We start from the raw sequence: 26,845 nt of genomic DNA, 5'->3' as shown, positions 1-26,845 counted from the left end.
ACACGCTAAGCGGACGTCTGGCCCCGCCCCGCCGCCGCGAACCCGGCCGCCAGGCGACGCGCCGGATCGGGGACACGCACCTCACCCCGACGCTCACCCGTCGCCCCGCCAAACGCAGGACGACGGCGACGCGTTACGTCCCCAGTCCCCCGGGATGCGCCAGCCGCCAGCCGAAGCCCGGGTCCGGCACGTCCTTCGCCAACGCCAGGTCCACCGTCTTCGCCGACCCGTTGATCGTGAACGTCACGCGCCCGACGAGATCGCCCTTGAACCCGGACTGGATCGGGCGGGTGGTCAGGTCGACCGTGACCGGGGTGTCCGACCAGACGACGAAGCTCTGGCCGGTCGTCGCAACGAGGTTGGAAGCCGCGCCCCACGGCGTCGTGTACGAGCCGAAGACCTGGCCGGTCGTCGCGGCGGACACCTCGTGGAAGCCGGACTGCATACTGGTGAGCAGCCCGCTCACTCCCGCCCACAGGGTGTCGTGGTCGGCGGCGCCCAGCACGACGCCGAGCACGCGCACTTTCTCCTTGCCGACCGGCACCTCGGCCGAGAAGAGGAGGCAGAATCCCGCCTCGTCGGTGTTGCCGGTCTTGATGCCGTCCACGCCGTCCACGCCGAGCAGCGAGTTGGTGTTGTCCTGTGCGCCGGCGCCGGGCAGTGTCGCCGACTTCTGCGAAACGATCGCGGAGAGCGCGGGCGAGGCCAGCACGAGCTTGCCGATCCCGATCAGGTCCTTCGTGGTGCTCACGTTCCCCGGGTCGAGGCCGTCCGGGGTGACCACCTTCGTGCCGCTGAAGCCCTTCGACGCGAGCCAGCCGTTGGCCGCCTTGATGTAGGCGGAGGTGGAGCCGTACGCCCAGTTCGCCAGCGAGATGGCGTAGTTGTTGGCCGACGGCAGCAGCATCGCGGTGAGCGCCTGCTTCTCCGTCATCGACGTGCCCGCCTGCACCGGGGCCCACGAGCCGCCCGCGGCGATGACCTGGTTCCAGATGTCGACGTCCTTCTGCGTGAAGGAGATGCTGGGGCCGTCCGCGTTCGCGTCGAGCGGCTTGGCCTGGAGGACGACGAGCGCCGTGATCGTCTTCGTCATGCTCGCGATGGGCATGCTCGCGTCGCTGCCGTGGTACTCGGTCGCCCCGGGATAGTCCGGCGCGGTGATCGCGGCGGACCCGTAGCCCGGCCAGTTGAGCTGCGCGGCGGCCTGGGTGAGCGACTTCTCGTGCTGGGTGACGGCGGCGGTGGCCGGGACCGGCGTGATGATCGACCCGAACACGTAGAGCAGCGCGACCAGGAGCACGCCCCCGACGCCGAAGACGACGATGCGCCGGCGGCGGTACACCTGCTTGCGGTTCAGACGGCGCGGCGGATCGGCGAGGACTTGCTGAGGCACCTTCGGATTCTAGGGGGACGCACTGAGGCATCCGCTGAGAACGCGCCAGCGCGACCCCAGACGATCACCCCCGCGCCTCCACCCGCATCGCCCACAGCACCACCGCGCTCGCGGACGCCACGTTCAGCGAGTCCACCCCGTGCAGCATCGGGATGGTCACCACCGTGTCCGCCGCCGCCAGCGCCCGCCTGCTGAGCCCGTCGCCCTCCGACCCGAACACCAGCGCCGCACGCTCCGGCGCCCGGGCGGCGTACGCGTCCAGCCCGACCGCGTCGTCCGCGAGCGCCAGGGCCGCGATCTCGAAGCCCGCCTCGTGCAGCAGCGGCGCGGCCTCGTCCCACTCCGGGATGCGCGTCCACGGCACCTGGAGGACGGTGCCCATGCTCACCCGCACGCTGCGCCGGTAGAGCGGGTCGGCGCAGCGCGGGCTGACCAGCACGGCATCGGCTCCGAGGCCGGCGACGCTGCGGAAGATCGCCCCGACATTCGTGTGGTCGACGATGTCCTCCAGCACCACCACCCGGCGAGCGCCCTCGAGCAGCACACGCGGGTCCGGCAGGACCGGCCGGTGCATCGCCGCGAGCGCGCCGCGGTGCAGGTGGTACCCGGTGAGCTGCTCCAGCAGCGCCGGCTCGCCCACGTAGACCGGGACATCCGGGTACGCGTCCAGCAGCGGGGCCACGTCGTCCAGCCACTGCTCCTGCAGCAGCACCGACCGCGGGCGGTGGCCCGCCGCGAGTGCGCGCGTGATGACCTTGGTCGACTCCGCGATGTAGAGGCCGCCCTCCGGCTCGCTCACCCGCCGCAGCGCGACGTCGGTGAGACGGGAGTAGTCGGCGAGGCCGTCGGCGGTCAGGTCGGTCACGCGTTGGATCTGCACCCGTCCAGATTGCCAGTAGCCGGAAACAAACTCGAAAAGCGGCCGGTTTAGACTTCCGGAAGGACCGACCGGGAGGTGCCTGTGACCACGCTGGAGACCGAGCTCTCACCCGAGCTCTCGCGCGGCATCGACGAGGTCGAGGGGCTGCTCGCCGGGCGCACCTTCGCGGTGCTCACCGGCGCCGGCGTGTCGACCGACTCCGGCATCCCGGACTATCGCGGCGAGGGCGCTCCGAAGCGCACGCCGATGACCTTCCAGCAGTTCCTGTCCGACGACCGCTACCGCAGGCGCTATTGGGCGGGCAGCCACCTCGGCTACCGCCGGTTCGCCGCGGCCCACCCGAACGACGGCCACCGGGCGCTCGCCGCACTGGAGGCCGCGGGCGCGGCGAACGGCGTCATCACCCAGAACGTGGACGGCCTCCACAAGCAGGCCGGCAGCCGCCGCGTGGTGGACCTGCACGGCGCGATGGACCGCGTCCTCTGCCTGGTCTGCGGGCAGATCTTCGCGCGCGAGGCGATCACCGCGCGCATCGACGAGGCGAACCCGTGGCTGGAGACCGAGGGCGCCGTGGAGATCGCGCCGGACGGCGACGCGATCGTGACCGACGTCGACGCCTTCGTCGTGCCGGACTGCACCGTCTGCGGCGGCCATCTGAAGCCCGACGTGGTGTTCTTCGGCGAGTTCATCCCTGCCGAGAAGTACCGGGAGGCCAGCTCGCTGGTGCGCGCGGCCGACGCGCTCGTCATCGCCGGCTCGTCGCTCGTGGTCAACTCCGGCATCCGGCTCCTGGAGGAGGCGCGTCGCAAGCGCCTCCCGATCGTCATCGTCAACCGGGGGGAGACCAAGGGCGACGCGCGGGCCACCGTTAAGCTGGACGGCGGGACCACGGAGACGCTGGTCGAGCTCGCACGACGGCTCGCCTGACCCGCCGCGCGTCCTCGACGAAAGGACGCGCGTGACCTTCATCTCCCTCGTTCGGCACGGCCAGACCGACTGGAACCTGGCCAAGCGCATCCAGGGCTCCAGCGACATCCCGCTCAACAGCACGGGGCGCGCGCAGGCCGACGCGACGGGCCGGGCGCTGGCGGGAGGCCGCTTCGACGCCGTGTTCGCGAGCCCGCTCAGCCGGGCGCTCGACACCGCGCGGATCATCGCCGGGCACCTGGGGCTCGGCGAGCCGGGGAGGCTGCCGGCGGTCGCCGAGCGGCAGTACGGCGAGGCGGAGGGGCTGACCGGCGCCGAGATCCTGGAGCGCTGGCCGGAGGGCACCCCCGTCCCCGGGCGCGAGACCCGCGAGGAGGTTGTGGAGCGCGCCCTGCCGGCGCTGCTGGAGCTCGGCGACGCCCACCCCGGCCGGAACCTCATCGTGGTCAGCCACGGCGGCGTCATCGGCTCCCTGGTCCGGCACGTCACCGACCACGCGCTCCCGGGACCGGGCGAGGTCATCCCGAACGGCTCGGTGCACCGGTTCCGCTACGACGACGGCCGGCTGACCCTCGACCGGTTCAACCTCGGTCCGGAGGACCGCGACCTCTACACGGCGTCGGTGCTCTGAACCCGGCGGCGGCCGCGCCGGGCCGCCCGGGTCGCGGTCGCGGTCAGCACGGTCAGCAGGTGGTCGGCCGACGCCGACCAGGTGAAGCGCCCGGCCTCCTGCCGCGACGCGGCCGACCGCTGCGCCCACACGCCGTCCTGCTCCAGGTGCCGCACCCGCGCGGCGAGCACGTCGGCGTCGTCGGCCGGGAAGTAAAGCGCCGCCTCGCCGCCGATCTCGCGGAAGATCGGGATGTCGCTGACGACCACCGGCGTCCCGAGCGTCATCGACTCCACCAGCGGGATGCCGAAGCCCTCGTCGCGCGACGCCGTCACGAGGGCGGTCGCGCGCGCCAGCGTCTCGGCGTAGTCCTCGTCCGTCGCGCCGTCGTGGAAGACGAGCCGGGCACCGGGCGCCAGCGCCGCGAGCCGGTCGCGTTCTGCCGGGCTGACCCGGCTCATCAGGTGGAGCTGGTAGTCGGGGAGCTGCGCGGCCGCCCGCACCAGGGTGTCCACGTTCTTGTACGGCATGAACGAGCCCATGTAGACCAGGATCTTGGCCTCCGGCGCTGTGCGCGTCAGGCGCTGCTCCGGGAGGACCGGCATGTCCGCGGCGTTCGGCACGACGTAGACCGGGCGCGTGGTGAGGTGATGCTCGGCGATGAGCTCCTTGGTCGTCTCGGAGACCGTCACCACCGCATCCGACCGGTTCAGCAGCATCCGCTGCGGCCACCAGGCCAGGTGGTAGAGCCGCCAGAGCACCCGCACGAATCCCGGGAGGTCGCGCGGCGGCGTCGGGTGCCGGTAGTAGATCAGGTCGTGCACGGTGAGGATCAGGCGGTAGCGCCGGCCGAAGGTCCCCATCGTCTGCATCGGCGTGAACACGACGTCGGGCTTCAGCTTGTTGACCCGGCGGGCGACCAGCGGCTCCAGCGCGGAGGTCGGGGACGGCGCGAGCTCCCAGGGCAGGTCGGGCAGCAGCTCCAGCTGGCGGTGGTCGCTGATCAGCATGGTGACGGCGTGCCGCTGGGCGAGCGCGCCGACGAGACCCGCGGTGAAGCGGCTGATGCCGTCGTGCCGGCCGATGCGGGTGTAGCGGCAGTCGAAGACGATCCTCACGCGCGGCCTCCCTCGCCGGGGCGCTCCGCCAGGAACTCCTCGATCGCCCGCGCGGCCTCCACCGGCTTCTCGTAGTGGATGAGGTGCCCGACGTCGGCGATCTCCACCAGCCGCGCGTCCGGGAACAGCCCGCGCAGCCTCCGCTCGGCCGCGATGGGCGTGATGTCGTCGTTCACGGCGGCGACCAGGAGGGTCGGCTCCGGGACGCGCGCCGCGTACTCGCTGACGTCGTGCGCGACCGAGGCTCGGAACGCCTGCAGCACCACGCGCCGGTCGCTGAACGCCGAGAAATAGCTGTCGTGCTGGCCGTGGATCCACGCGCGCAGCGAGCGGTCGCGGGTCTTGGCCATCGCGATGCTCATGACGCGCACGATGATCCGGTTGCGCAGCAGGGCGAAGCCCAGGCGCTCCGGCAGCGCGGCCGCGAGCCAGTAGTAGAAGATCGCGAGCCGGGTGAGGACGCCGCGCGGACCGGCGAGCGCCGGCTGGCCGATCGGGTTCACGAGCACGACAGCATCGGGACGCTCCCCCGCATCCTCGACCAGCGTCGCGGAGACCACGATCGAGCCGAACGAGTGCCCGAGCAGGACGACCCGCCCGCGCAGGCCGAGGCCGGCGACGAACGCGCGCAGCCACGCCGAGTAGCCGGGGATGTCGTGGTCCCGCTCCGTCAGCGGGGTCGACTCGCCGAACCCCGGCAGGTCGGGCGAGATCAGCCGGAGCCCGCCGCCGAGTTGCGCGACCACCGGCTCGAGGCCGTGGTGGTCCCCGCGGAAGCCGTGCACGAGCACCAGAGTCGTGTCCGCGTCCGCGTCGCCGTAGTCCCAGTAGCGCGTCAGGCCGCCCAGCAGCGGGAGCTCGGCGCGGCGGACCGGGACCCGGCCCAGGGCCTCCGCGTACGGAGAGGCGGCGGCCCGGTACGGGGAGGCGGCGTACCGTGTCGAGGAGGTCATCGTCGTCCAGTCTAGGCCGGGTCGCTCCGGGAACCGGGTGAATGCCGGGTCGGGACTGGACAGCCCACCGCCCGCAGGTCCTAGACTTCTCTGGATGTAATCGCTTGCATGACCCCACCGTGCACGACACCCGAGCATGCTGCCCCGACGGCGTGGCCGCTCGAGAAGGAGAACCGTGAGTTTCACCGCGCCCATCACGCTGCCCGGGCTCACCCTCGATCCGCAGTGGTACCGCCGCGCCGTGTTCTACGAGGTGATGGTCCGCTCCTTCGTGGACAGCAACGGCGACGGCTCCGGCGACATCGCGGGCCTGACCTCCAAGCTCGACTACCTGCAGTGGCTGGGGATCGACGCGCTCTGGCTGCCGCCGTTCTTCCAGTCCCCGCTGCGCGACGGCGGCTACGACGTGTCCGACTTCAAGGCGATCCTGCCGGAGTTCGGCACGATCGAGGAGTTCCGCGACCTGGTCACCAAGGCGCACGAGCGCAACATGCGCATCATCATCGACCTCCCGATGAACCACACCTCTGACCAGCACGAGTGGTTCCAGCAGTCGCGCAGCGAGCCGGAGGGGCCGTTCGGCGACTTCTACGTCTGGAACGACACCGACGACAAGTGGCCCGACATCCGGATCATCTTCGTGGACACTGAGGACTCCAACTGGGCGTTCGACGAGGCGCGCAGGCAGTTCTACTTCCACCGGTTCTTCTCGCACCAGCCCGACCTCAACTTCGAGAACCCGGCCGTGCACGACGCGATGTTCGACGTCGTCCGGTTCTGGCTCGACCTGGGCGTCGACGGCTTCCGGCTCGACGCCATCCCCTACCTCTACGAGTCGGACGAGGGCAACGGCGAGGGCGAGCCGCCCACGCACGAGTTCATCAAGAAGCTCCGGGTGATGGTCGACCGCGAGTACCCGGGCCGCATGATGATCGCCGAGGCGAACCAGTGGCCGCGCGAGGTGGCGGCGTTCTTCGGCTCGGAGGATGAGCCGGAGTGCCACATGGCGTTCGACTTCCCGGTGATGCCGCGCATCTTCTACGCCCTCCGCAGCCAGCAGGCCTCCGAGCTGATCCGGGTGCTGTCCGAGACCACCGACGTCCCGGAGGGCTCGGCGTGGGGCGTGTTCCTGCGCAACCACGACGAGCTCACCCTCGAGATGGTCAGCGAGGAGTACCGCCAGGCGATGTACGGCTGGTACGCCTACGACCCGCGGATGCGCGCCAACATCGGCATCCGTCGCCGACTCGCCCCGCTGCTCGACAACTCGCGCGCCGAGCTGGAGCTCGCCCACGCGCTGCTGTTCTCGCTGGAGGGCAGCCCGTTCCTCTACTACGGCGACGAGATCGGGATGGGCGACAACATCTGGCTGCCCGACCGCGACAGCTCGCGCACGCCGATGCAGTGGACGCCGGACCGCAACGCCGGCTTCTCGACGGCCGACCCGGGCAAGCTCTTCCTGCCCGTCGTGCAGTCGCTCGTCTACCACTACAACCAGGTGAACGTGGAGGCGCAGCTCGCCCAGTCGCGCTCGCTGCTGCACTGGATCCGCAACGTCATCCACATCCGCAAGGCGCACCCGGTGTTCGGGCTCGGCGACATGCGCGTGCTCCCGACGGACCACGAGTCGGTGCTCGCGTTCGTCCGCAGCTACGCGGGCAGCGGCACGCACTTCGGAGACCAGCCGGAGGACGTGCTGTGCGTGTTCTCGTTCGCGCACAACCCGGTCTCGGTGACGCTGGAGGCGCCCGAGTTCGCCGGGAGCGCGCTGTACGACCTGTTCGGCGGCGCCGAGTTCCCGACCGTGGCGGAGGACGGCCGCTTCACCCTCACGCTCGGCACCCAGAACTTCTACTGGCTGCACATCGAGCCGCGCCGGGCGTAGTCGGCTCCGCCGAAGGGCACGTAAACGCCCTTATGGCGCGGTTTTGGGGGCGTTTACGTGCCCCTCGGCGTGTGTATCCGGCGACTGACGGAGGTCGTTCCTACGCTGGCTGCATGAGCAACTGGCATCACGAACTCGGCGTCTTCGATCTGGAGACCACGGGCGTGGATGTCGAATCGGCGCGGATCGTCACCGCCCACGTCGGGCTGCTCGGCGAGAACGGCGAGGTGCGGCACGGCCGGTACTGGCTGCTCGACCCCGAGGTGGAGATCCCCGCCGAGGCCACCGCCGTCCACGGCATCACGACCGAGCTCGCCCGCGAGAAAGGCATGGACGCCGGGGCCGGCGTCGACGCGATCGTCGACCAGCTCCGTCGCCTGTTCGACCGCGGCATCCCCGTGGTCGCCTACAACGCGCCGTACGACTTCACGCTGCTCGACCGGGAGGCGCGCCGCCACGGCGTCGAGCCGCTGCACTCCCCCGGCCCGATCATCGACCCGCTCGTGATCGACCGCGCGGTGGACCGCTACCGCCCCGGCAAGCGCACGCTCACGGTCACCGCGACGCACTACGGCGTCGAGCTGATCGCCGCACACGACGCCGGCGCGGACGCCATTGCCGCGGGCCGGCTGGCGCAGGCGCTCGCCCAGCGTCACGCCGAAGAGCTCGCCATGGGCGCCCTGGAGCTGCACACCAAGCAGGTGGACTGGTGCCGCGAACAGGCGGCCGACTTCCAGGAGTACATGCGTCGCGCCCGGGACCCGGAGTTCACGGCGTCCGGCGCCTGGCCGGTGCACGCCTGGCCCGCCTGACGGCGCCCGCGCCCCACGGGTTGGGGGCTGCTGCGGCGGCGCGGAGGACGCTAGTGTTCCACACATGAGTGACTCCGACCTGAACCCGCAGCCCCTCCCGCCGCAGCAGCCACAGCAACCGCAGTACGGCGCCTACCAGCCGCCGGCGCAGCCCGGCTACAACACGATGTCGATCGTGGCGTTCATCCTGGCGTTCTTCGTGAGCGTCGTGGGAATCATCCTCGGCTTCGTCGCCCTCTCCCAGATCAAGCGCACCGGGGAGCAGGGCCGCGGCCTCGCCCTCGCCGCCGTCATCATCGGCTTCGTCGAGGTGGCCATCGGCATCCTCGTCTTCATCCTGGTCATCGTCGGTTTCGCCATCGCTGCCTCGCACGGCTACCGGACCTACTGAGCGACCGAGCGCACGCAGAAGGCCCCCGTCGGAAGACGGGGGCCTTCTGCGTGCGGCTTACTTGCCGAAGTTCTTGTAGCGCGTGTTGAACTTCTCGACACGGCCGGCCGAGTCGAGGATGCGCTGCTTGCCCGTGTAGAACGGGTGCGACTCCGAGGAGATCTCGACGTCGATGACCGGGTAGGTGTTGCCGTCCTCCCACTCGATGGTCTTGTCGCTGCTCACGGTGGAGCGGGTCAGGAAGGTCGCACCCGAGGCCAGGTCGCGGAAAACCACTGGGGCGTAGTCGGGGTGGATGCCAGTCTTCATGAGGACTTCCTTGTTGCGTAGTGTTCGGTCGGTCGTGTCCGCGCGCGAAAGCGCGTTGACGGGAAGCTTTTCGGTTCGCACCTGCCAGATCGATGGATCGTGCGGGGAACCAGCTATCGAGTTTAGCAGATACCTCAGTCGCTCGTTGCCTGACGCGCCCGGGCGGTGAAGCGGCCCTCGGTCTCGGTGAGCTCCACGTCGACGCCGAAGGTCTCGCTGAGCGACTCGCTCGTGAGCACCTCGCCGATCGGGCCCTGCGCGGTGACGCGGCCGTCCTTCAGCAGGAGCGCGCGGTTGAAGCCGAGCGGGATCTCCTCCACGTGGTGCGTGACCATGACGATCGCCGGGGACTTCGGGTCGCTGGCGTAGCCGCCGAGGAGCTGCACCAGCTCCTCGCGGCCGCCGAGGTCGAGGCTCGCGGCCGGCTCGTCCAGCAGCAGGATCTCCGGGTCGGTCATCACGGAGCGGGCGATCTGCACGCGCTTCTGCTCGCCGTCGCTCAGGCTGCCGAAGGTGCGCTCGGCGAGGTGGTCGAGGTGCCACTCGGAGAGCACGCGGCGGGCGCGGCGCTCGTCGATGTCCTCGTACAGCTCGTTCCAGCGGCCGGTCACGGCGTACGCCGCGGTCATCACCACGTCGAGCACACGCTCGGTGCGCGGGATGCGCCGGGCCAGCGCGGTCGAGGCGAAGCCGAGCAGCGGGCGCAGCTCGGACAGGTCGCTCTGGCCGACGGTCTCGCCGAGCACCACGGCCTCCCCCGAGGACGGGTGGATCGCCGCGGCGGCGATCTGCAGCATCGTGGTCTTGCCTGCGCCGTTCGGGCCGAGGATGACCCAGCGCTCGTCCGGCTCCACCGTCCAGTCCACGTTCTGGAGGACGGGGTTGCCGTCCCGGACTACGGACACATCGTGAAGTCGGAGAACACTGCCTGCCATGCGCTCTAGCCTACCGGCGTCAGGCGGAGGTCACGGACCGGTAGATGGCGCGGGTCTGCTCCGCGATCGCCGTCCAGCTGAACTCGGCCTCGGCGCGTGCGCGTCCCGCGGCGCCCATCCGGGCCGCGCGCTCCGGGTCGGAGGCGACCTCGGTCAGCGCCGCCGCCAGGTCGCGGACGAACGTCTCCGGGTCGGTCGGCGTCCCCGTGCCGTCCTGGAGCTGCTGGATCGGCACCAGCCGGCCGGTCACGCCGTCGACGATGACCTCCGGGATCCCGCCGGTCGCGGTCCCGACGACCGGGAGCCCGCAGGCCATGGCCTCCAGGTTCACGATCCCGAGCGGCTCGTAGATCGACGGGCAGACGAAGACGGTGGAGGCCGTCAGCGCCGCACGCAGCTCGTCGTTCGGCAGCAGCCGGTCGATCCAGACGACGCCGTCGCGCTCGGCCTGCAGCCCCTCGACCAGCCCGGTGACCTCGGCGAGGATCTCCGGCGTGTCCGGCGCACCGGCGCACAGGATGACCTGCACCTCCGGCGGCAGCAGCCGGGCGGCGCGCAGCAGGTACGGGAGGCCCTTCTGCCGGGTGATCCGCCCGACGAAGATGATGGCGGGGCGGTCGGGGTCGATGCCGAGCGCACGCGCCGTGTCCGCGTCGTGCAGCGGGGTCCAGCGCTCCAGGTCGATGCCGTTGTAGACGACGGTGACCTTCTGCGGGTCCAGAGCCGGGTACGAGGCGAGGATGTCGCGGCGCATGCCGTCGCTCACGGCGATGACCATGTCGGCCGCTTCGAACGCCGTCTTCTCGATCCAGCTGGAGACGCGGTAGCCGCCGCCGAGCTGCTCGGCCTTCCACGGCCGCAGCGGCTCCAGGCTGTGCGCGGTGACGACGTGCGGGACGCCGTGCAGGAGCTTGGCCAGGTGGCCGCCGGCGTTGGCGTACCAGGTGTGCGAGTGGACGACGTCCGCTCCCCCGCAGTCCTGCGCCATCTGGAGGTCGACCCCGAGCGTGGTGATCGATCCGTTGGCCGCCGCGAGCTCCGCGGGGACGCGGTACGCGAAGGTGTCCGCCTCGTCCCTCGGCTCGCCGAAGCAGCGGACCAGCACCTCCGTGTCGGTCCTCAGCGCGCGCACCAGCTCGGTCACGTGCACCCCCGCGCCGCCGTAGATGTCCGGCGGGTACTCCTTGGTCAGAAGATCAACGCGCATGACGAGAACGCTAGTACAGCCCTCCGGTTGCCTCTACTGTGGTGCCTATGGCAGCAGGCAAGAAGATCTTCGGCATCGTGCTCGCGGGCGGCGAAGGGAAGCGGCTGATGCCGTTGACCGCCGACCGCGCCAAGCCCGCGGTGCCGTTCGGCGGACAATACCGGCTCATCGACTTCGCGCTGTCCAACCTGATCAACTCCCAGCTGCGCCAGATCGTCGTGCTCACGCAGTACAAGTCGCACAGCCTCGACCGGCACGTCTCGCAGACTTGGCGGCTCGACGGGATGCTGAACTCCTACATCGCGTCCGTGCCGGCCCAGCAGCGGCTCGGCAAGCGCTGGTTCAGCGGATCGGCCGACGCCATCTTGCAGAGCCTCAACCTGCTGCGCGACGAGCGGCCGGACATCGTGGTCGTGGTCGGCGCCGACCACGTCTACCGCATGGACTTCAACCAGATGCTGCAAGCGCACATCGACTCGGGCGCGCCCGCGACGGTCGCCGCGATCCGCCAGCCGATCGCGCTGGCCGACCAGTTCGGCGTCATCGAGGTGGACGGCGACCGGCCCGACCGGATCGCCGCGTTCCGCGAGAAGCCGACGGACCCGGTGGGCCTGCCGGACTCGCCGAACGAGGTGCTGGCCTCGATGGGCAACTACGTCTTCGACGCAGACGCGCTCATCGACGCGGTCATCCGCGACGGCGACCGTCCCGACTCGAACCACGACATGGGCGGGGACATCATCCCGGACTTCGTCACGCGCGGCGAGGCCGCCGTGTACGACTTCAACAACAACGACGTGCCGGGCTCCACCGACCGCGACCGCTACTACTGGCGCGACGTGGGGACGATCGACTCGTTCTTCGAAGCGCACACGGACCTCATCTCGGCTCTGCCGGTCTTCAACCTGTACAACCGGGAGTGGCCGATCTTCAGCCAGGTGCTCAACTCACCTCCGGCCAAGATCGTCCGCGACGGCCGCGGGGCGCTCGGCACCACGATCGACTCGATCGTCTCGCTCGGCTCCGTCATCTCCGGGGCGCACCTGGAGCGCAGCGTCCTCGGCCCGTGGGCCACCGTCGCCTCCGGCGCGAAGGTCGTGGACTCCGTCGTGTTCGAGCGCGCGCTGATCGAGCCGAACGCCTTCGTCGGCCGGGCGATCCTCGACAAGGACGTGGTCGTCGCGGAGGGCGCGCGCATCGGCGTGGACCCGGACCGCGACCGCGCACGCGGCTTCACCGTCACCGAGTCCGGGATCACCGTCGTCGGCAAGGGAGTGCACGTCGTCCCATGACGCCAGGACATCAACACGGCGGCATCCGCCCCTCCGAGCGGGCCGCCCGCTTCCTCGTCGTCCTCGACGCCGACTCCACCCTGATCCATGACGAAGTCATCGAGCTGCTCGCCGAGGAGGCCGGCTCGCGCAGCGAGGTCGCCGAGATCACCGAGCGGGCCATGCGCGGAGAGCTCGACTTCGAGGAGAGCCTGCGCGAGCGCGTCCGCACGCTCGAAGGCCTCCCGGTCTCGGTGTTCGAGCGCGTCGGGGAGCGCATCCGCGTCACCGACGGCGTCCCGGAGCTCGTCGCCGGCGTGCAGGCCGCGGGCGGCGAGGTCGGCGTGGTCTCCGGCGGCTTCCACGAGCTGCTCGACCCGCTCGGCGAACGGCTCGGCCTCGACCACTGGCGCGCCAACCGGCTCGCCGTGGCCGACGGCGTGCTGACCGGCGAGGTCGACGGCCCCGTCATCGACGCGGCGGCGAAGGCGCAGGCCCTGCTGTTCTGGGCCGCGGAGGCCGGCGTGCACCTGCGTCAGACCGTCGCGATCGGCGACGGTGCGAACGACCTGCGGATGATGGCGGAGGCCGGGCTCGCCGTGGCGTTCAACGCCAAGCCGCGCGTCCGCGAGGAGGCCGACCTGGTCATCGACCGGCAGGACCTCGCGCAGGTGCTCCCGCTGCTCGGCCTGCGGGGCTGACCGCTCGGGACTGACGGGCTCGGGGCTAGTGCCCCATCCCGAGGCCGCCGTCGACCGGGATGACCGCGCCGGACACATACCCCGCGTCGTCGCCCGCGACCCACGCGACCACGCGCGCGACCTCGTTCGGCGACGCGAAGCGGCCGGCCGGGATGTTGCGCTTGTACTCGGCCTGCTGCGCCTCCGGGAGGGCGGCGGTCATGTCCGTCTCGATGAAGCCGGGGGCCACGACGTTGGCCGTGATCCCGCGGGCGCCGAGCTCGCGCGTGATGGAGCGCGCCATGCCGACCAGGCCAGACTTGCTGGCCGCGTAGTTCACCTGTCCTGCGGAACCGTACAGGCCCACGACGCTGGAGATGAGCACGATGCGGCCCCAGCGCGCCTTCAGCATCCCCTTGGACGCACGCTTGACGACACGGAACGCGCCGCCGAGGTTGGTCTCCACGACCGAGTCGAACTCCTCGTCGCTCATGCGCATGAGGAGGGTGTCCTTGGTGATCCCCGCGTTGGCCACGACGACCTCGACCGGGCCGAGCTCGGCCTCCACCTGAGTGAAAGCGGCGTCGACGGAGGCGGCGTCGGTGACGTCCGCGCGCACCGTGAGCGCGCCGGCCGGGCCTTCGCCCGAGCGGGCCGTCACCGCCACGCGGTGCCCCTGAGCGAGGAACTCCTCGGCGATCGCGTAGCCGATCCCCCGGTTCCCTCCGGTGACGAGCACAGTGCGCGGCGTGGTCATGCAGACGATCCTCTCGTTCGTTTCGGCCCGGAGCGGGCCGGTACCAGTTTATGGACGTAGTCTGGAGTCAACGCACATGAAGCAGCCACCACGCCCGTCCATCACCAATCTCCCGCTCTCGCCGGACGAGGAGCGCAAGCGGCGGATGATCAAGTACTCCGTCGCCATGGGGGTCCGTATCGTCTGCCTCATCGTCGCGCTCATCGTGGGCTGGCCGTGGGGTGCGATCCCGCTGATCGGCGCGGTGTTCCTGCCGTACTTCGCGGTGGTGATCGCGAACGTCGGGGCCGAGCCGCATGAAGCGGAAGCACAGCGTCCGGGCAATATCCTTCCGATGGCGCCTCCACCGGGAGAACGTCGTCAGGACACCGGAGAGAAGCCCGAGGACGCGGGGCGGCAGGAGGAGGACTCGTGATCGGACTGGGCGAGCCAGAGCCGCTCACCTGCTCCCGCGCCGGCTGCCGCGAGACCGCGTCCTGGCGGATCGAGTGGCGCAACCCCCGCATCCACACCGCCGACCGCGTGAAGGTGTGGCTGGCCTGCGGCGAGCACGTGGACTACCTGCGCGAGTTCCTCGCGGCGCGGGAGTTCCCGGTCGCTGTCGTGCCGATCGAGAACGAGAGGACCAGAGCGTGAGCGCCGAGGACGTGAGCGCCGCGCAGTTGAGCGCCGAGGAGCCGAGGGCCGAGGAGTCGACGCCCGGGCAGAAGTCCGTCGGCTGGAGCTTCGCCTTCTCCCGTCGCTGGTTCGGCTACCTCGCGTTCGCGATCGTCTTCGCCATCGCGTGCGGGTTCCTCTCCAACTGGCAGCTCGCCCGTAGCAAGGAGGCCGCGGCCGCGAACGCGCTCATCTCCGAGAACTTCTACTCGCACCCGGTCCCGCTCGACCAGGAGCTCCCCTCGCTCACCGCGTACTCCGCCTCGCAGGAGTGGACGCGCGTGACCGTGACGGGCACCTACGAGAAGGACAAGGAGATCCTGGCGCGCAACCGCCCGTTCAACGGCAGCCCGGGATTCGAGGTGCTCACCCCGCTGCGCACCGCCGACGGCTCGCTGTTCATCGTCGACCGCGGCTGGGTACCCACCGGCAACAACACCGACGCGCCCGACCACGTGCCGGCCGCGCCCTCCGGCACCGTCACCGTCATCGCGCGGCTGAAGGCCAGCGAGCCTGCCATCCAGGGCCGCACCGGGTTCGGGATGCAGGTCGGCACCATCCAACTGTCCGTCGTCAAGCAGAAGCTCGGCGGCGCCGACGTCTACACGGGCGCGTACGGTCTGCTCGCCTCGCAGAAGCCGAGCCCGGCGAGCGCGCCGACGCCGACGGTCACCGACCCGCCGACGCAGGACGAGGGTCTGCACTGGTCGTACATGATCCAGTGGATCATCTTCGCCCTGATCGGCTTCTTCGGTCTGGGCTACGCCCTGCGCACCGAGTACCGCAAGCGCAACGAGCACGATCCAGCCGAGCAGGCCCGCGCCGCCGAGCGCGCCCGCCGCCGGGCCCTTCGGCGCACCGACGCCGACGTCGAGGACGAGCTCCTGGATGCGCACTAGGCACGACATTCGTGCCGAATCGCGACTCTGAGCGCGTCAGAGTCGCGATTCGTGACGAATGTCGCGGCTACGCCAGCGAGATCAGGTCGAGGTAGTCGCGGTTCCAGTGGTCCTCGACGCCGTCCGGGAGGATCAGGACGCGCTCGGGGTTCAGGGCCTCCACGGCGCCCTCGTCGTGGCTGACCAGCACGACCGCGCCCTCGTAGTGCGCGAGCGCGTCGAGGATCTCCTCGCGGCTGGCGGGGTCGAGGTTGTTGGTCGGCTCGTCCAGCAGCAGCACGTTCGCGCCGGAGACCACGATCATCGCCAGCGCGAGCCGGGTCTTCTCGCCGCCGGAGAGCACCCCGGCGGGCTTGTGGGCGTCGTCGCCCGTGAACAGGAACGAGCCGAGCACCTTGCGGGCCTCGGTCTCGGTGAGCGACGGCGACGACGACACCATGTTCTGCAGGACGGAGCGCTCGACGTCGATCGTCTCGTGCTCCTGCGCGTAGTAGCCGATCCGGAGGCCGTGGCCGGGCTCCACCATTCCGGTGTCCGGCTGGTCGACGCCCGCGAGCATCCGCAGCAGGGTGGTCTTGCCCGCGCCGTTCAGGCCGAGCACGACGACCTTCGAGCCGCGGTCGATGGCGAGGTCGACGGCCGTGAAGATCTCGAGCGAACCGTAGCTCTTGGACAGGTCGGAGGCCGCCAGCGGCGTGCGCCCGCACGCGGCCGGGGTCGGGAAGCGCAGCTTGGCGACGCGGTCGACCTGGCGCACGTCCTCCAGGCCCGCGAGCAGCTTCTCTGCGCGCGCGACCATCTGGTGCGCGGCCGCGGCCTTGGTCGCCTTGGCGCCGAACTTGGCCGCCTGGAGCTGGAGGGCGGACGCCTTCTTCTCGGCGTTGACGCGCTCCTTCTTGCGGCGCTCCTCGTCGGCGGCGCGCTGGCGCTGGTAGTTCTTCCAGCCCATGTTGTAGATGTCGATGACCTGGCGGTTGGCGTCCAGGTAGAAGACCCGATTGACGGTCTCTCCGACCAGCTCCACGTCGTGCGAGATGACGATGAACCCGCCGGAGTAGTTCTTCAGGAAGTCCCGCAGCCAGACGATCGAGTCGGCGTCGAGGTGGTTCGTCGGCTCGTCCAGGATCATTGTCCTGGCGTCGGAGAACAGGATGCGCGCCAGCTCGATGCGGCGGCGCTGGCCACCGGAGAGGGTCTTCAGCGGCTGGTCGAGGATGCGGTCCGGCAGGTTGAGGTTTGAGGCGATGGAGGCCGCCTCCGCCTCGGCCGCGTAGCCGCCGTGCATGTGGAACTGCTCCTCGAGCCGGCCGTACTTCTTCATGGCGGCGGCGGACACCGCGGCGTCGTCGCTGGCCATGTCGTGCGTGGCCTGCTGCATCCCGAGGACGATCGAGCCGAGGCCGCGGGCGTCCAGGATGCGCGTGCGCGCGAGGTCGTCCAGGTTGCCGGAGCGCGGGTCCTGCGGGAGGTAGCCCAGCTCGCCGGAGCGGTCGACCTTTCCGGCCGTCGGCAGCAGGTCGCCGGCGAGCACCTTGGTGAGGGTGGTCTTGCCGGCGCCGTTGCGGCCGACGAGCCCGATCTTGTCGCCGTCGGCCACGCGGAAGCTGACGTCCTCCATCAGCAGGCGGGCGCCGACGCGCAGTTCGAGGTCGTGCACGGCGAGCACAGTGGTGTTCCTTACGTTGTTCGGGTGGTCAGACGGAAGTCCCGGCACTCTCGTGCCGGGACTTCTTCGTCGAAACGTGTCAGATGGCGAAGCCGAGGGCGCGCATCATGTCGCGCCCGTCGTCGGTGATCCGCTCAGGGCCCCACGGCGGCATCCACACCCAGTTGATGCGGAAGGCCTCCACGATGCCGTCGAGGCTCTCGGCGGTCTGCTCCTCGAGCACGTCGGTGAGCGGGCAGCCGGCGCTCGTGAGGGTCATCGAGATGATGAGTGCGTTGTTCTCGTCGTCCCAGGCCAGGTCGTAGATGAGGCCCAGGTCGACGACATTGATCCCGAGCTCGGGGTCCATGACGTTCTTAAGCGCCTCTTCGACCTGGTCGAAGAGCGCCGGGCTCAGCGTGGCGGGCATGATCGGATTCTACTCCGGGCCGCGGCTCAGGCCTCGGCCAGCTCGCCCGCGGCGGCCGACGCGGACTCGGGGGCGTCGACGAAGCGGTCGTAGCCCTCCTCCTCCAAGCGCTCGGCCAGCTCCGGGCCGCCCTGCTCGGCGACCTTGCCCGCGACGAACACGTGCACGAAGTCCGGCTTGATGTAGCGGAGGATGCGCGTGTAGTGCGTGATGAGCAGGATGCCGAGCCCGGTGTTCGCCTTAGCCCGGTTGACGCCCTCCGAGACGACCTTGAGCGCGTCCACGTCGAGGCCGGAGTCGGTCTCGTCCAGCACCGCGAACTTCGGCTTCAGGAGCTCGAGCTGCAGGATCTCGTTGCGCTTCTTCTCGCCGCCCGAGAAGCCCTCGTTGACGTTGCGCTCGGCGAACGAGGAGTCCATGCGGAGCTGCCCCATCGTCTCGCGGACGTCCTTCACCCAGGTGCGGATGGCGGGCGCCTGGCCGTCGATGGCGGTCTTGGCGGTGCGGAGGAAGTTGGTGTTGGTCACACCGGGGATCTCGACCGGGTACTGCATCGCGAGGAACAGGCCGGCGCGGGCGCGCTCGTCGACGGTCATCGCGAGGACGTCCTCGCCGTCGAGCGTGATGGTGCCCTGGGTGACGGTGTACTTCGGGTGGCCGGCGATCGTGTAGGCGAGGGTGGACTTGCCGGAGCCGTTGGGGCCCATGATGGCGTGGATCTCACCCTCGTTGATGGTCAGGTCGACACCGTTGAGGATGGGCTTGGTGCCCTGGTCCGTCTCGACGGTGACGTGCAGGTCGCGGATCTCGAGGACTGACATGTGCTTACTGAATCTCTTTCGTGACGGTCGGGTCGATGTAGACGTCTCCGTCGATGACCTCGACCTGGAAGACGGGGACCGGCTCGTAGGCCGGGAGGTTGAGCGGCTTGCCGGTGATCAGCGAGAACTGGGAGCCGTGCGCCCAGCACTCCAGCGTCTCACCTTCGATGAAGCCCTCGGCGAGGGAGATCTCGCCGTGCGTGCAGGTGTCGCCGATGGCGTGGATGTCGCCGGCCGAGTCCTTGACGATCGCGATAGGGACACCGTCGACGACCACACGGGTCGCCTGGTTCTCGACCAGCTCGGCCGCCGAAGCGACACGAGAGCCCGCCATCAGCTCGCCGCCGTGACGGACACCGCGAGTTCGGCCTCGATCGCCGACTGCAGGCGCTCCTGGAGCGCGGGCGAGCCGATCTGCTGGACGATCTCGAACAGGAAGCCGCGGACCACCAGGCGGCGGGCCTCGTCCTCCGGGATGCCACGCGACTGCAGGTAGAAGAGCTGCTCGTCGTCGAAGCGTCCCGTGGCGCTGGCGTGGCCGGCGCCGACGATGTCGCCGGTCTCGATCTCCAGGTTCGGCACCGAGTCGGCGCGGGCGCCGTCGGTGAGCACGAGGTTGCGGTTCTGCTCGTAGGTGTCGGTGCCGACGGCCTTCGGGCCGATCAGCACGTCGCCGATCCAGACCGTGCGCGCGCCCTCGCCCTGCAGCGCGCCCTTGTAGGTGACGCGGCTGCGGGTCTCCGGGCCGTCGTGGTGGACGTAGACCTGCTGCTCGAGGTGCTGCGAGGCGTCGGCGAAGTAGGCGCCGAGCAGTTCGGCGTCGGCCCGCGCGCCGGCGAGGTGCGCCGACGGGTTGAGCCGCACGACGCCGCCGCCGAGCGTGACGGCGACGTGCTTGATGCGCGCGCCCTCGGCCAGCTCGGCGAAGTGCGCCGCGACGTGCAGCGCGTCGTCGTCCCACTCCTGCACCGAGACGACCGTGAGGTTCGCGTCCGCGCCGAGCAGGAACTCGACGTTCTCGGCCAGGTGCGCGGCTCCGCTGTTCTGCAGGATGAGCGTGGCGTGGGCGCCGGGAGCGACCTCCACGACGGTGTGCGCAGCGCGGGCGGACCCGCCGAGCGCCGCGCGCGTGAGCGTGGCCTCCTTGACGTCGTCGCCCGAGACGGACACGAGCAGCGCCTGCTCGAAGTTCGTCCAGGCGTTCGCCGAGGCGCGGTCCTCCGGGATGCCGGCGGCGCCGATGCGGGCGTCGTCACGGGCGATCCACTCGGCCGTCACGCCCGGCGCCGGCGTCAGGTCGAAGACGTACGGCGCGCCGTCCAGCTCGCCCGAGATGAGCTCGGTGAGCCGGGCGACCGGGGTGTGCTTCCACATGACCTCGCGGCCGGTCACGTCGGGGAAGTCGGAGACCTGCGTGGAGGTGAACCGCTCGGAGCGGGTCTGCACCGGGACGGGCGCACGCATGTGCGTAGGGGCCGGCGCGGGCGAGTCCTGGGTCTGCGTCGGTGTGCTGGGGGTCGTCATATCAGCCGACAGAGCCTTCCATGCCCATCTCGATGAGCTTGTTGAGTTCGAGTGCGTATTCCATCGGGAGCTCGCGAGCGATCGGCTCGATGAAGCCGCGGACGATCATCGCCATGGCCTCGTCCTCCGGGAGCCCCCGGGACATCAGATAGAACAGCTGCTCCTCGCTCACGCGGGAGACCGTGGCCTCGTGGCCGAGCTGCACGTCGTCCACCCGGATGTCGATCGCCGGGTAGGTGTCCGACCGGGAGATGGTGTCGACCAGCAGGGCGTCGCAGCGCACGGTGTTCGCGGCGTGGTGCGCGTTGGCGTCCACCCGGACCTCGCCGCGGTAGCCGGCGCGGCCGCCGCCGCGGGCGATCGACTTGGAGACGATCGAGGACTGCGTGTACGGCGCCATGTGGATCATCTTCGCGCCGGCGTCCTGGTGCTGGCCGGGGCCCGCGAAGGCGACGGAGAGCGTCTCGCCCTTGGCGTGCTCGCCCATCAGGTAGATCGACGGGTACTTCATCGTCACCTTGGAGCCGATGTTGCCGTCGATCCACTCCATCGTCGCGCCCTCGGCGGCCGTGGCGCGCTTGGTGACGAGGTTGTAGACGTTGTTCGACCAGTTCTGGATCGTCGTGTAGCGCACGCGGGCGTTCTTCTTCACGATGATCTCGACGACCGCGGAGTGCAGCGAGTCGGACTTGTAGATCGGGGCGGTGCAGCCCTCGATGTAGTGCACGTAGCTGTCCTCGTCTGCGATGATCAGCGTCCGCTCGAATTGGCCCATGTTCTCCGTGTTGATGCGGAAGTAGGCCTGGAGCGGGATCTCGACGTGGACGCCCTTGGGCACGTACACGAACGAGCCGCCGGACCAGACGGCCGTGTTGAGCGCCGCGAACTTGTTGTCGCCGGCGGGGATGACCGTGCCGAAGTACTCCTCGAAGAACTCCGGGTGCTCCTTCAGAGCGGTGTCGGTGTCGAGGAAGATGACGCCCTGCTGCTCGAGGTCCTCGCGGATCTGGTGGTAGACCACCTCTGACTCGTACTGCGCGGCGACGCCGGCGACGAGGCGCTGGCGCTCGGCCTCGGGGATGCCGAGCTTCTCGTAGGTGTTGCGGATGTCCTCGGGCAGGTCCTCCCAGCTCTGGGCCTGCTTCTCCGTGGAGCGGACGAAGTACTTGATGTTGTCGAAGTCGATCTCGGAGAGATCGGCGCCCCAGGTGGGCATCGGCTTGCGCTCGAACAGCTGGAGGGCCTTCAGGCGGCGCTGCAGCATCCACTCGGGCTCGTTCTTGAGGTGGGAGATGTCGCTCACCACCTCGGGTCCGAGCCCACGACGCGCGGATGCTCCCGCCGCGTCGGAGTCGGCCCAGCCGAACTCGTACTGCCCGAGGCTCGCGAGTTCTGGCCGGTCGATCAGGATGTCTGACATATCTACCTCGTTTCCTTCCACTCTCAACCGGATATGAGTCCGGCTCATTCCCCTCGCGGCGTGCTGCTGCCCACGCTCGGAGCGTCCTGATTGTGCGGGTGGCTCGGCTGCGATGAACAGTGGTCTGAACATACGCAGTGCTTTACCTAGACTGATCGAGGACATGGGCGACAGTGCCCCGGCCGCGAGCGAGGAAACGCTCACGGACACGCGCACGGTCGCGCGTTTCTCGAACCCACCAATTCTACAGGTGCGAAGCGGTAATAGTAGAGGCGCGCCTGCACGTTGGCCGAGTATCGATCAGATCTGAGGAACCCAGGAACATATGAAGCGCATCATCGCGTGGCTGCCCGACCGTGTCGACGCGCGGCTGAAGGTCATCGCCTGGGTCTACCTCGTCGGCCAGATCGTGCTCGTCGGCACCGGCGGCCTCGTGCGGCTCACCGGCTCGGGGCTCGGCTGCCCGACCTGGCCGAAGTGCACGGCCGGCTCGCTGGTGAACACGCCGGAGATGGGCATCCACGGCATCATCGAGTTCGGCAACCGCCTCCTCAGCGCCGGGCTCGGCGTGGTGGCCGTCATCGCGTTCGTCGCCATCCTGAGACTTCGCAAAGAGCGTAAAGACCTGTTCTGGCTGACCCTGCTCGCCGGCCTCGCCATCCCGGCCCAGGCCGTCATCGGCGGCCTCTCGGTGCTCAGCGACCTGAACCCGTACGTGGTCGGCCTCCACTTCGTCGTCTCGATCGCGCTCGTCGCACTGTGCACCGCCTTCCTGGTGCGGGTCTACGCCGTGCCGGGGCCGCGCGTGCGCGCTGTGCCCGCCTGGTTCGCGGGCGTAGCGCACCTCACCAGCTTCTTCGTGGCGCTGACCATCCTGTTCGGCATCCTCACGACGGGCTCGGGCCCGCACGCCGGCGACGCCAACGCTCCGCGCAACGGCCTGAACCCCGAGATCCTGGAGCACGTGCACGCCATCCCGGCCTACGTGACCTTCGCGCTCACGCTTGTGCTCGTCGTGGGCGCCTGGCGGATCACGGCGACCTCCGTGCACCGCTTCACGCTGCTGCTGCTCGCGGTGGAGCTCGTCCAGATCGCGGTCGGCCTCATCCAGTCGAACACCGGCCTGCCCGGCATCCTGGTCGGCATCCACATGACGCTGGCGTCCACGCTCGCGTCGGTGATGACCGCGGTCATCCTGTCGCTGAAGGCCCCAGCGCCGCGCGACGCGGTCGCCGCCGGCTCAGCGGCGGACGTCGTCGCGGCGTAGCACCCCGGTCAGCGCCTCGCGCTGCTCGCCGCGGAAGTCCACCGCGTGCGGCTGCGCCCCCGCGAAGTCGAACCCGACCGCGTCCGCCAGCCGCCTGCTCGCCTCGTTTCCCGGCAGATACTCCCAGCGCAGCCGGTCGAGGTCGAAGCCGTCGGGCGACAGCACGTAGTCGCGGACGGCCGTCAAAGCCTCCGTCATCACTCCTCTGCGGCGCGCGGACGGCGTCAGCCAGCAGCCGAGCGAGGCCGAGCCCGCCGCCTCGTCGCGGCGCACCTCGACGGCGCCCACGAGCGGCAGGGTCGCGCCCTCCCGGATCGCCCACACCGTGAACCGGCCGCTCGCCAGTCCGTGCGGGCAATAGGCGCGCACGAAGAACTCGGCGCTCTCCCGCGTGTACGGGTCGGGCAGCGGGACCCAGCGCAGCGTCTCGGGGTCGCTGCAGGCCTCCAGGACGGCGGGGATGTCGCTCTCTCGCGGCGCGTCGAGGACGAGCCGGGCCGTCCTCAGCACCTGCACGCTCCGCACGCTACCAGCGCCGCCCACATTCGGCACGAATGTCGCGAATGACGCGGGCATTCACGACATTCGGCACGAATCGCCGCGCGCACATTCGGCACGAATGTCGCGAAAGGCGCGGGCATTCACGACATTCGGCACGAATCGCCGCGTCAGAACCAGAGCAGGGGGTCGATCGCGACGGCGAGGAAGATCAGCGTCAGGTAGGCGATGGAGCCGTGGAACACCCGCATCGGCGAGACGTGCTCGTGCCGGATGGCGAGGTTGTAGAGGCGGTGCGACTCGTAGAGGAACCAGCCGCCCGCGCCCAGCGAGACCACCGTGTAGACCAGGCCCATGTGACCGACCGGGATGAGCAGCAGCGAGCACGCCACCATCGCCCACGCGTACAGGATGACCTGCAGGCCGACCACCGTGCGGCCGCGGACGACCGCGAGCATCGGGACGCCGGCCTCCTTGTAGTCCTCGCGGTACTTCATCGACAGCGGCCAGTAGTGCGGCGGCGTCCAGAGGAAGATGATGCCGAACAGGATAACCGGCGGCCAGGCGAGCGAACCGGTGACGGCGGCCCAGCCGATCAGCACGGGCATGCAGCCGGCGACGCCGCCCCAGACGATGTTCTGGGCGGTGCGGCGCTTGAGGATGAGCGTGTAGAAGACGACGTAGAGCAGGATCGCGCCGACGGACAGCGCGGCGGCCAGCCAGTTCGTGAAGAAGCCGAGCACCAGGACCGAGGCGATGCCGAGCGCCCAGGCGAAGACGAGCGCCTCGCGGTCGCTCAGCTCGCCGGTGACCAGCGGTCGGTTCTTGGTGCGGCGCATCACGCGGTCGATGTCGCGGTCGATGTAGCAGTTGAACGCGCCGGCGGAACCCGCCGACATGTAGCCGCCGACCACCGTCGCGAGCACGAGCCAGAGGTTCGGGATGCCGTGGGCGGCGAGGATCATCGTGGGGACGGTCGTGACCAGCAGCAGCTCGACCACGCGCGGCTTGGTGAGGGCGAGGTACGCCTTCGCCTTGCGTGCGACGCCGATGCGGCCCGCCGGTTCGACACGGCTCTCTACAGCGACGTCCATTGCTCCTCGGTATTACTGGAATCGTGCGGCCGCGGGACGCCGGTCTCACGAGGTGTCCCGGCGACTGTGCGGATTGTTACAGACCGCGACCAGTCTACGACACCGGTGCAGTTCCGCAGGCTTCCGCGCCCCGCCGCCCCGTGGTAGCGCATGCACCTGCGGGAACACCCCTTGTTTCGTGCGTGTTACCTATACTTGGAGGTGCTCGCCAGCCGGTGCCCCTTCCCACGGACCTCGAATTGTAGGACTGTGACGGAAAGCGCCACCGGCGCCGATGACGTCCACGGCGCGCACTACCTCAACCGGTGCGGGTTACACGACGACCCTCACCACATCTACGAAGGGTCAGTTTTCACGTGGCAGCTCTGCAGTGGGATCCCATTGACAACAAGGCGGTAGACACGGTCCGCGTCCTCGCGGCCGACGCGGTGGAGAAGGTGGGCAACGGTCATCCGGGCACCGCGATGAGCCTGGCCCCCGCCGCGTACCTGCTGTTCCAGAAGGTGATGCGCCGCGACCCGCACGACGAGCACTGGCTCGGCCGCGACCGCTTCATCCTGTCCGCAGGCCACAGCTCGCTCACCCAGTACATCCAGCTCTACCTCGGCGGCTACGGCCTCGAGCTCGACGACCTCAAGGCGCTGCGCACCTGGGACTCGCTCACCCCGGGCCACCCCGAGTACCGCCACACCAAGGGCGTCGAGATCACCACCGGCCCGCTCGGCCAGGGCATCTCCTCCTCGGTCGGCTTCGCCTACGCGCAGCGCTTCGAGCGCGGCCTGTTCGACCCGGACGCCGCTCCCGGCACCAGCCCGTTCGACCACCACGTCTACGTGATCGCGAGCGACGGCGACCTGGAGGAGGGCATCAGCTCGGAGGCCTCCAGCCTCGCCGGCCACCAGCAGCTCGGCAACCTGATCGCCATCTACGACGCCAACCAGATCTCGATCGAGGACGACACCAACATCGCCTTCACCGAGGACGTCAAGGCCCGCTACGAGGCCTACCACTGGCACGTCCAGGTGGTCGACTGGAAGAAGACCGGCGTCTACGAGGAAGACGTGCAGGAGCTGCACCAGGCCATCGTCAACGCCCAGGAGGTCACCGACAAGCCGTCGTTGATCGTCCTGAAGACCATCATCGGCTGGCCGGCGCCGAAGAAGCAGAACACCGGCAAGATCCACGGCTCGGCCCTCGGCGCCGACGAGCTGCGCGCCGTCAAGGAGGTGCTCGGCTTCGACCCCGACCAGACCTTCGAGGTCGCCGAGGACGTCATCGAGCACACCCGCAAGGCCGTCGAGCGCGGCGCCCAGGAGCACGCCGAGTGGCAGAAGGGCTTCGACGCCTGGGCCGCCGCGAACCCGGAGCGCAAGGAGCTCCTGGACCGCCTGCTCGCCGGCGACGTGCCTGCGGGCTTCGAGGAGGCCCTCCCGGTCTTCGAGGCGGGCAAGGATGTCTCGACCCGCGCCGCCAGCGGCAAGGTGATCAACGCCATCGCGGGCGTCATGCCCGAGCTGTGGGGCGGCTCGGCCGACCTCGCCGAGTCGAACAACACCACGATCGAGGGCGCCGCGTCCTTCGTTCCCACCGAGCACTCGACCCACGAGTGGACCGGCAACCCGTACGGCCGCGTGCTGCACTTCGGCATCCGCGAGCACGCGATGGCCGCGATCCTCAACGGCATCGTGCTGCACGGCCCGACCCGCCCGTTCGGCGGCACGTTCCTGATCTTCAGCGACTACCAGCGCCCTGCGATCCGCCTGGCCGCGCTGATGCAGGTGCCGTCGATCTTCGTCTGGACGCACGACTCCGTCGCCCTCGGCGAGGACGGCCCGACGCACCAGCCGATCGAGCAGCTGTCGACCCTCCGCGCCATCCCGCACCTCGACGTCGTCCGCCCGGGCGACGCCAACGAGGTCGCCTACGCGTGGAAGACCATGCTGGAGCGCCGCGGTGGTCCGGCCGGCATCGCCCTGACCCGCCAGAACATCCCGGTGTTCGAGCGCGGCGACGGCGAGGCCACGGGCGACACGCTCGCGTCCGCCGCGAACGTCGCCAAGGGCGCGTACATCCTGGCCGAGGCTCCGGGCGGCACCCCCGATGTGCTGTTCATCGCCACCGGCTCCGAGGTCCAGATCGCTCTCGAGGCCCGCGAGGTGCTTCGTGGCGAGGGGATCAACGCCCGCGTCGTCTCGGCCCCCTGCCTGGAGTGGTTCCACGAGCAGGACGCCGCCTACCAGGAGAAGGTCCTCCCGGCCGAGCTCAAGGCCCGCGTCTCGATCGAGGCCGGCCTGGCGCTCGCCTGGGACAAGATCGTCGGCGACCACGGCCGCAGCGTCTCGATCGAGCACTTCGGCGCCTCGGCCGACTACAAGACGCTGTTCCGCGAGTTCGGCATGACCACCGAGCACGCCGTCGCCGCAGCCAAGGAATCGCTCGCGTCGCTCTGAGCGCGCAGCACA

The 26,845-nt window shown here is 69.9% G+C and carries 28 protein-coding genes; 12 read left to right on the top strand and 16 right to left on the bottom strand.

What is annotated here, in order from left to right:
- Window positions 1-133: 133 nt before the first annotated feature.
- Complete coding sequence (locus F1C12_RS02825; protein WP_258046086.1) at window positions 134-1,393, bottom strand: D-alanyl-D-alanine carboxypeptidase family protein; 1,260 nt, start codon at window positions 1,391-1,393, stop codon at window positions 134-136.
- A gap of 64 nt (window positions 1,394-1,457) precedes the next feature.
- Window positions 1,458-2,273, bottom strand: coding sequence for a TrmH family RNA methyltransferase (locus F1C12_RS02820; protein WP_185277339.1), 816 nt, complete (start codon window positions 2,271-2,273; stop codon window positions 1,458-1,460).
- A gap of 81 nt (window positions 2,274-2,354) precedes the next feature.
- Here F1C12_RS02820 and F1C12_RS02815 point away from each other — a divergent pair, with 81 nt between their 5' ends.
- On the top strand, window positions 2,355-3,200 hold the full coding sequence (locus F1C12_RS02815; RefSeq protein WP_185277338.1) for a Sir2 family NAD-dependent protein deacetylase: 846 nt from the start codon (window positions 2,355-2,357) through the stop codon (window positions 3,198-3,200).
- Between the two features lie 31 nt (window positions 3,201-3,231).
- Window positions 3,232-3,831 (top strand): histidine phosphatase family protein, encoded by a 600-nt coding sequence (locus F1C12_RS02810; RefSeq protein ID WP_185277337.1) that lies wholly within the window; start codon window positions 3,232-3,234, stop codon window positions 3,829-3,831.
- Here F1C12_RS02810 and F1C12_RS02805 read toward each other — a convergent pair.
- Window positions 3,810-4,928: a glycosyltransferase family 4 protein gene (locus F1C12_RS02805; RefSeq protein WP_185277336.1), complete on the bottom strand. Its 1,119-nt coding sequence runs from the start codon at window positions 4,926-4,928 to the stop codon at window positions 3,810-3,812. The two genes, F1C12_RS02810 and F1C12_RS02805, sit on opposite strands and share 22 nt — an antisense overlap.
- Window positions 4,925-5,881, bottom strand: a complete 957-nt coding sequence (locus F1C12_RS02800; RefSeq protein WP_185277335.1) for an alpha/beta fold hydrolase — start codon at window positions 5,879-5,881, stop codon at window positions 4,925-4,927. The genes F1C12_RS02805 and F1C12_RS02800 overlap by 4 nt, the downstream gene beginning before the upstream one ends.
- A gap of 175 nt (window positions 5,882-6,056) precedes the next feature.
- Here F1C12_RS02800 and treS point away from each other — a divergent pair, with 175 nt between their 5' ends.
- From treS to F1C12_RS02785, 3 genes are all read left to right on the top strand, one after another.
- Window positions 6,057-7,766, top strand: coding sequence for a maltose alpha-D-glucosyltransferase (gene treS / locus F1C12_RS02795; RefSeq protein WP_185277334.1), 1,710 nt, complete (start codon window positions 6,057-6,059; stop codon window positions 7,764-7,766).
- Between the two features lie 113 nt (window positions 7,767-7,879).
- Window positions 7,880-8,578 (top strand): 3'-5' exonuclease, encoded by a 699-nt coding sequence (locus F1C12_RS02790; protein ID WP_185277333.1) that lies wholly within the window; start codon window positions 7,880-7,882, stop codon window positions 8,576-8,578.
- 64 nt (window positions 8,579-8,642) lie between these two features.
- Window positions 8,643-8,969 carry a DUF4190 domain-containing protein gene (locus F1C12_RS02785; protein WP_185277332.1) on the top strand — a complete coding sequence of 109 codons (327 nt, stop codon included), beginning with the start codon at window positions 8,643-8,645 and terminating at the stop codon, window positions 8,967-8,969.
- Between the two features lie 57 nt (window positions 8,970-9,026).
- On the opposite strand, the gene F1C12_RS02780 is transcribed toward F1C12_RS02785, so the two are convergent.
- The 3 genes from F1C12_RS02780 to glgA form a co-directional block, all read right to left on the bottom strand.
- On the bottom strand, window positions 9,027-9,278 hold the full coding sequence (locus tag F1C12_RS02780) for a type B 50S ribosomal protein L31 (RefSeq protein ID WP_090038270.1): 252 nt from the start codon (window positions 9,276-9,278) through the stop codon (window positions 9,027-9,029).
- 134 nt (window positions 9,279-9,412) lie between these two features.
- Window positions 9,413-10,213, bottom strand: coding sequence for an ABC transporter ATP-binding protein (locus tag F1C12_RS02775; protein WP_185277331.1), 801 nt, complete (start codon window positions 10,211-10,213; stop codon window positions 9,413-9,415).
- Window positions 10,214-10,232: 19 nt separating this feature from the next.
- Window positions 10,233-11,420, bottom strand: coding sequence for a glycogen synthase (glgA, locus tag F1C12_RS02770; protein ID WP_185277330.1), 1,188 nt, complete (start codon window positions 11,418-11,420; stop codon window positions 10,233-10,235).
- 47 nt (window positions 11,421-11,467) lie between these two features.
- On the opposite strand from glgA, the gene F1C12_RS02765 reads away from it, so the two are divergent.
- Together F1C12_RS02765 and serB are read left to right on the top strand one after the other, a co-directional pair.
- Window positions 11,468-12,712, top strand: coding sequence for a glucose-1-phosphate adenylyltransferase (locus tag F1C12_RS02765; RefSeq protein WP_185277329.1), 1,245 nt, complete (start codon window positions 11,468-11,470; stop codon window positions 12,710-12,712).
- Complete coding sequence (gene serB, locus F1C12_RS02760) at window positions 12,709-13,392, top strand: phosphoserine phosphatase SerB (protein ID WP_185277328.1); 684 nt, start codon at window positions 12,709-12,711, stop codon at window positions 13,390-13,392. Before F1C12_RS02765 ends, serB begins: the two co-directional genes overlap by 4 nt.
- A 25-nt stretch (window positions 13,393-13,417) precedes the next feature.
- Here the strand turns inward: serB and fabG are convergent, their stop codons facing one another.
- A complete protein-coding gene (fabG, locus tag F1C12_RS02755) occupies window positions 13,418-14,128 on the bottom strand; it encodes a 3-oxoacyl-ACP reductase FabG (RefSeq protein WP_185277327.1) in 711 nt (236 codons plus the stop codon).
- 76 nt (window positions 14,129-14,204) lie between these two features.
- Here fabG and F1C12_RS02750 point away from each other — a divergent pair, with 76 nt between their 5' ends.
- From F1C12_RS02750 to F1C12_RS02740, 3 genes are read left to right on the top strand one after another with little or no spacing between them, the layout of a single operon-like run.
- Window positions 14,205-14,543: a DUF3099 domain-containing protein gene (locus F1C12_RS02750; protein ID WP_185277326.1), complete on the top strand. Its 339-nt coding sequence runs from the start codon at window positions 14,205-14,207 to the stop codon at window positions 14,541-14,543.
- Window positions 14,540-14,764: a hypothetical protein gene (locus F1C12_RS02745; RefSeq protein ID WP_185277325.1), complete on the top strand. Its 225-nt coding sequence runs from the start codon at window positions 14,540-14,542 to the stop codon at window positions 14,762-14,764. Before F1C12_RS02750 ends, F1C12_RS02745 begins: the two co-directional genes overlap by 4 nt.
- Complete coding sequence (locus F1C12_RS02740) at window positions 14,761-15,684, top strand: SURF1 family cytochrome oxidase biogenesis protein (protein ID WP_445626111.1); 924 nt, start codon at window positions 14,761-14,763, stop codon at window positions 15,682-15,684. The genes F1C12_RS02745 and F1C12_RS02740 overlap by 4 nt, the downstream gene beginning before the upstream one ends.
- A 67-nt stretch (window positions 15,685-15,751) precedes the next feature.
- On the opposite strand, the gene abc-f is transcribed toward F1C12_RS02740, so the two are convergent.
- The 6 genes from abc-f to sufB form a co-directional block, all read right to left on the bottom strand.
- The gene (gene abc-f / locus F1C12_RS02735) at window positions 15,752-17,350 is read right to left on the bottom strand and encodes a ribosomal protection-like ABC-F family protein (protein WP_185277324.1); all 1,599 of its coding nucleotides are present in this window, start codon (window positions 17,348-17,350) and stop codon (window positions 15,752-15,754) included.
- Window positions 17,351-17,429: 79 nt separating this feature from the next.
- Window positions 17,430-17,759: a metal-sulfur cluster assembly factor gene (locus F1C12_RS02730; protein ID WP_055893974.1), complete on the bottom strand. Its 330-nt coding sequence runs from the start codon at window positions 17,757-17,759 to the stop codon at window positions 17,430-17,432.
- Between the two features lie 26 nt (window positions 17,760-17,785).
- On the bottom strand, window positions 17,786-18,580 hold the full coding sequence (gene sufC, locus F1C12_RS02725) for a Fe-S cluster assembly ATPase SufC (protein WP_185277323.1): 795 nt from the start codon (window positions 18,578-18,580) through the stop codon (window positions 17,786-17,788).
- Window positions 18,581-18,584: 4 nt separating this feature from the next.
- On the bottom strand, window positions 18,585-18,914 hold the full coding sequence (locus F1C12_RS02720; protein WP_185277322.1) for a non-heme iron oxygenase ferredoxin subunit: 330 nt from the start codon (window positions 18,912-18,914) through the stop codon (window positions 18,585-18,587).
- On the bottom strand, window positions 18,914-20,104 hold the full coding sequence (sufD, locus tag F1C12_RS02715; protein WP_185277321.1) for a Fe-S cluster assembly protein SufD: 1,191 nt from the start codon (window positions 20,102-20,104) through the stop codon (window positions 18,914-18,916). The genes F1C12_RS02720 and sufD overlap by 1 nt, the downstream gene beginning before the upstream one ends.
- Window position 20,105: 1 nt before the next feature.
- Window positions 20,106-21,524 carry a Fe-S cluster assembly protein SufB gene (sufB, locus tag F1C12_RS02710; RefSeq protein WP_185277320.1) on the bottom strand — a complete coding sequence of 473 codons (1,419 nt, stop codon included), beginning with the start codon at window positions 21,522-21,524 and terminating at the stop codon, window positions 20,106-20,108.
- A 325-nt stretch (window positions 21,525-21,849) separates the two neighbouring features.
- Between sufB and F1C12_RS02705 the strand changes: the two genes are divergently transcribed.
- Window positions 21,850-22,791, top strand: a complete 942-nt coding sequence (locus F1C12_RS02705) for a COX15/CtaA family protein (protein ID WP_185277319.1) — start codon at window positions 21,850-21,852, stop codon at window positions 22,789-22,791.
- Here the strand turns inward: F1C12_RS02705 and F1C12_RS02700 are convergent.
- Together F1C12_RS02700 and F1C12_RS02695 are read right to left on the bottom strand one after the other, a co-directional pair.
- Window positions 22,765-23,307 (bottom strand): GNAT family N-acetyltransferase, encoded by a 543-nt coding sequence (locus tag F1C12_RS02700; protein ID WP_258046085.1) that lies wholly within the window; start codon window positions 23,305-23,307, stop codon window positions 22,765-22,767. The two genes, F1C12_RS02705 and F1C12_RS02700, sit on opposite strands and share 27 nt — an antisense overlap.
- A gap of 152 nt (window positions 23,308-23,459) precedes the next feature.
- Window positions 23,460-24,383, bottom strand: coding sequence for a heme o synthase (locus F1C12_RS02695; RefSeq protein WP_185277317.1), 924 nt, complete (start codon window positions 24,381-24,383; stop codon window positions 23,460-23,462).
- Between the two features lie 356 nt (window positions 24,384-24,739).
- On the opposite strand from F1C12_RS02695, the gene tkt reads away from it, so the two are divergent.
- Window positions 24,740-26,833: a transketolase gene (gene tkt / locus F1C12_RS02690; RefSeq protein ID WP_185277316.1), complete on the top strand. Its 2,094-nt coding sequence runs from the start codon at window positions 24,740-24,742 to the stop codon at window positions 26,831-26,833.
- Window positions 26,834-26,845: the final 12 nt, after the last annotated feature.

Source organism: Leifsonia shinshuensis, assembly GCF_014217625.1.
GTDB lineage: Bacteria > Actinomycetota > Actinomycetes > Actinomycetales > Microbacteriaceae > Leifsonia > Leifsonia shinshuensis_A.
Note: the sequence above shows the minus strand (reverse complement) of the source record. Positions and strands in the feature narration are given on the sequence as shown.

Coding starts and splice junctions, on each gene's coding strand:
- serB (WP_185277328.1), top strand. CDS start 12,709: ATGACGCCAGGACATCAACACGGCGGCATCCGCCCCTCCGAGCGGGCC.
- glgA (WP_185277330.1), bottom strand. CDS start 11,420: ATGCGCGTTGATCTTCTGACCAAGGAGTACCCGCCGGACATCTACGGC.
- F1C12_RS02705 (WP_185277319.1), top strand. CDS start 21,850: ATGAAGCGCATCATCGCGTGGCTGCCCGACCGTGTCGACGCGCGGCTG.
- F1C12_RS02785 (WP_185277332.1), top strand. CDS start 8,643: ATGAGTGACTCCGACCTGAACCCGCAGCCCCTCCCGCCGCAGCAGCCA.
- sufD (WP_185277321.1), bottom strand. CDS start 20,104: ATGACGACCCCCAGCACACCGACGCAGACCCAGGACTCGCCCGCGCCG.
- fabG (WP_185277327.1), bottom strand. CDS start 14,128: ATGACCACGCCGCGCACTGTGCTCGTCACCGGAGGGAACCGGGGGATC.
- sufC (WP_185277323.1), bottom strand. CDS start 18,580: ATGTCAGTCCTCGAGATCCGCGACCTGCACGTCACCGTCGAGACGGAC.
- F1C12_RS02720 (WP_185277322.1), bottom strand. CDS start 18,914: ATGGCGGGCTCTCGTGTCGCTTCGGCGGCCGAGCTGGTCGAGAACCAG.
- F1C12_RS02695 (WP_185277317.1), bottom strand. CDS start 24,383: ATGGACGTCGCTGTAGAGAGCCGTGTCGAACCGGCGGGCCGCATCGGC.
- F1C12_RS02750 (WP_185277326.1), top strand. CDS start 14,205: ATGAAGCAGCCACCACGCCCGTCCATCACCAATCTCCCGCTCTCGCCG.
- F1C12_RS02765 (WP_185277329.1), top strand. CDS start 11,468: ATGGCAGCAGGCAAGAAGATCTTCGGCATCGTGCTCGCGGGCGGCGAA.
- F1C12_RS02775 (WP_185277331.1), bottom strand. CDS start 10,213: ATGGCAGGCAGTGTTCTCCGACTTCACGATGTGTCCGTAGTCCGGGAC.
- F1C12_RS02780 (WP_090038270.1), bottom strand. CDS start 9,278: ATGAAGACTGGCATCCACCCCGACTACGCCCCAGTGGTTTTCCGCGAC.
- F1C12_RS02790 (WP_185277333.1), top strand. CDS start 7,880: ATGAGCAACTGGCATCACGAACTCGGCGTCTTCGATCTGGAGACCACG.
- F1C12_RS02800 (WP_185277335.1), bottom strand. CDS start 5,881: ATGACCTCCTCGACACGGTACGCCGCCTCCCCGTACCGGGCCGCCGCC.
- F1C12_RS02730 (WP_055893974.1), bottom strand. CDS start 17,759: ATGCCCGCCACGCTGAGCCCGGCGCTCTTCGACCAGGTCGAAGAGGCG.
- sufB (WP_185277320.1), bottom strand. CDS start 21,524: ATGTCAGACATCCTGATCGACCGGCCAGAACTCGCGAGCCTCGGGCAG.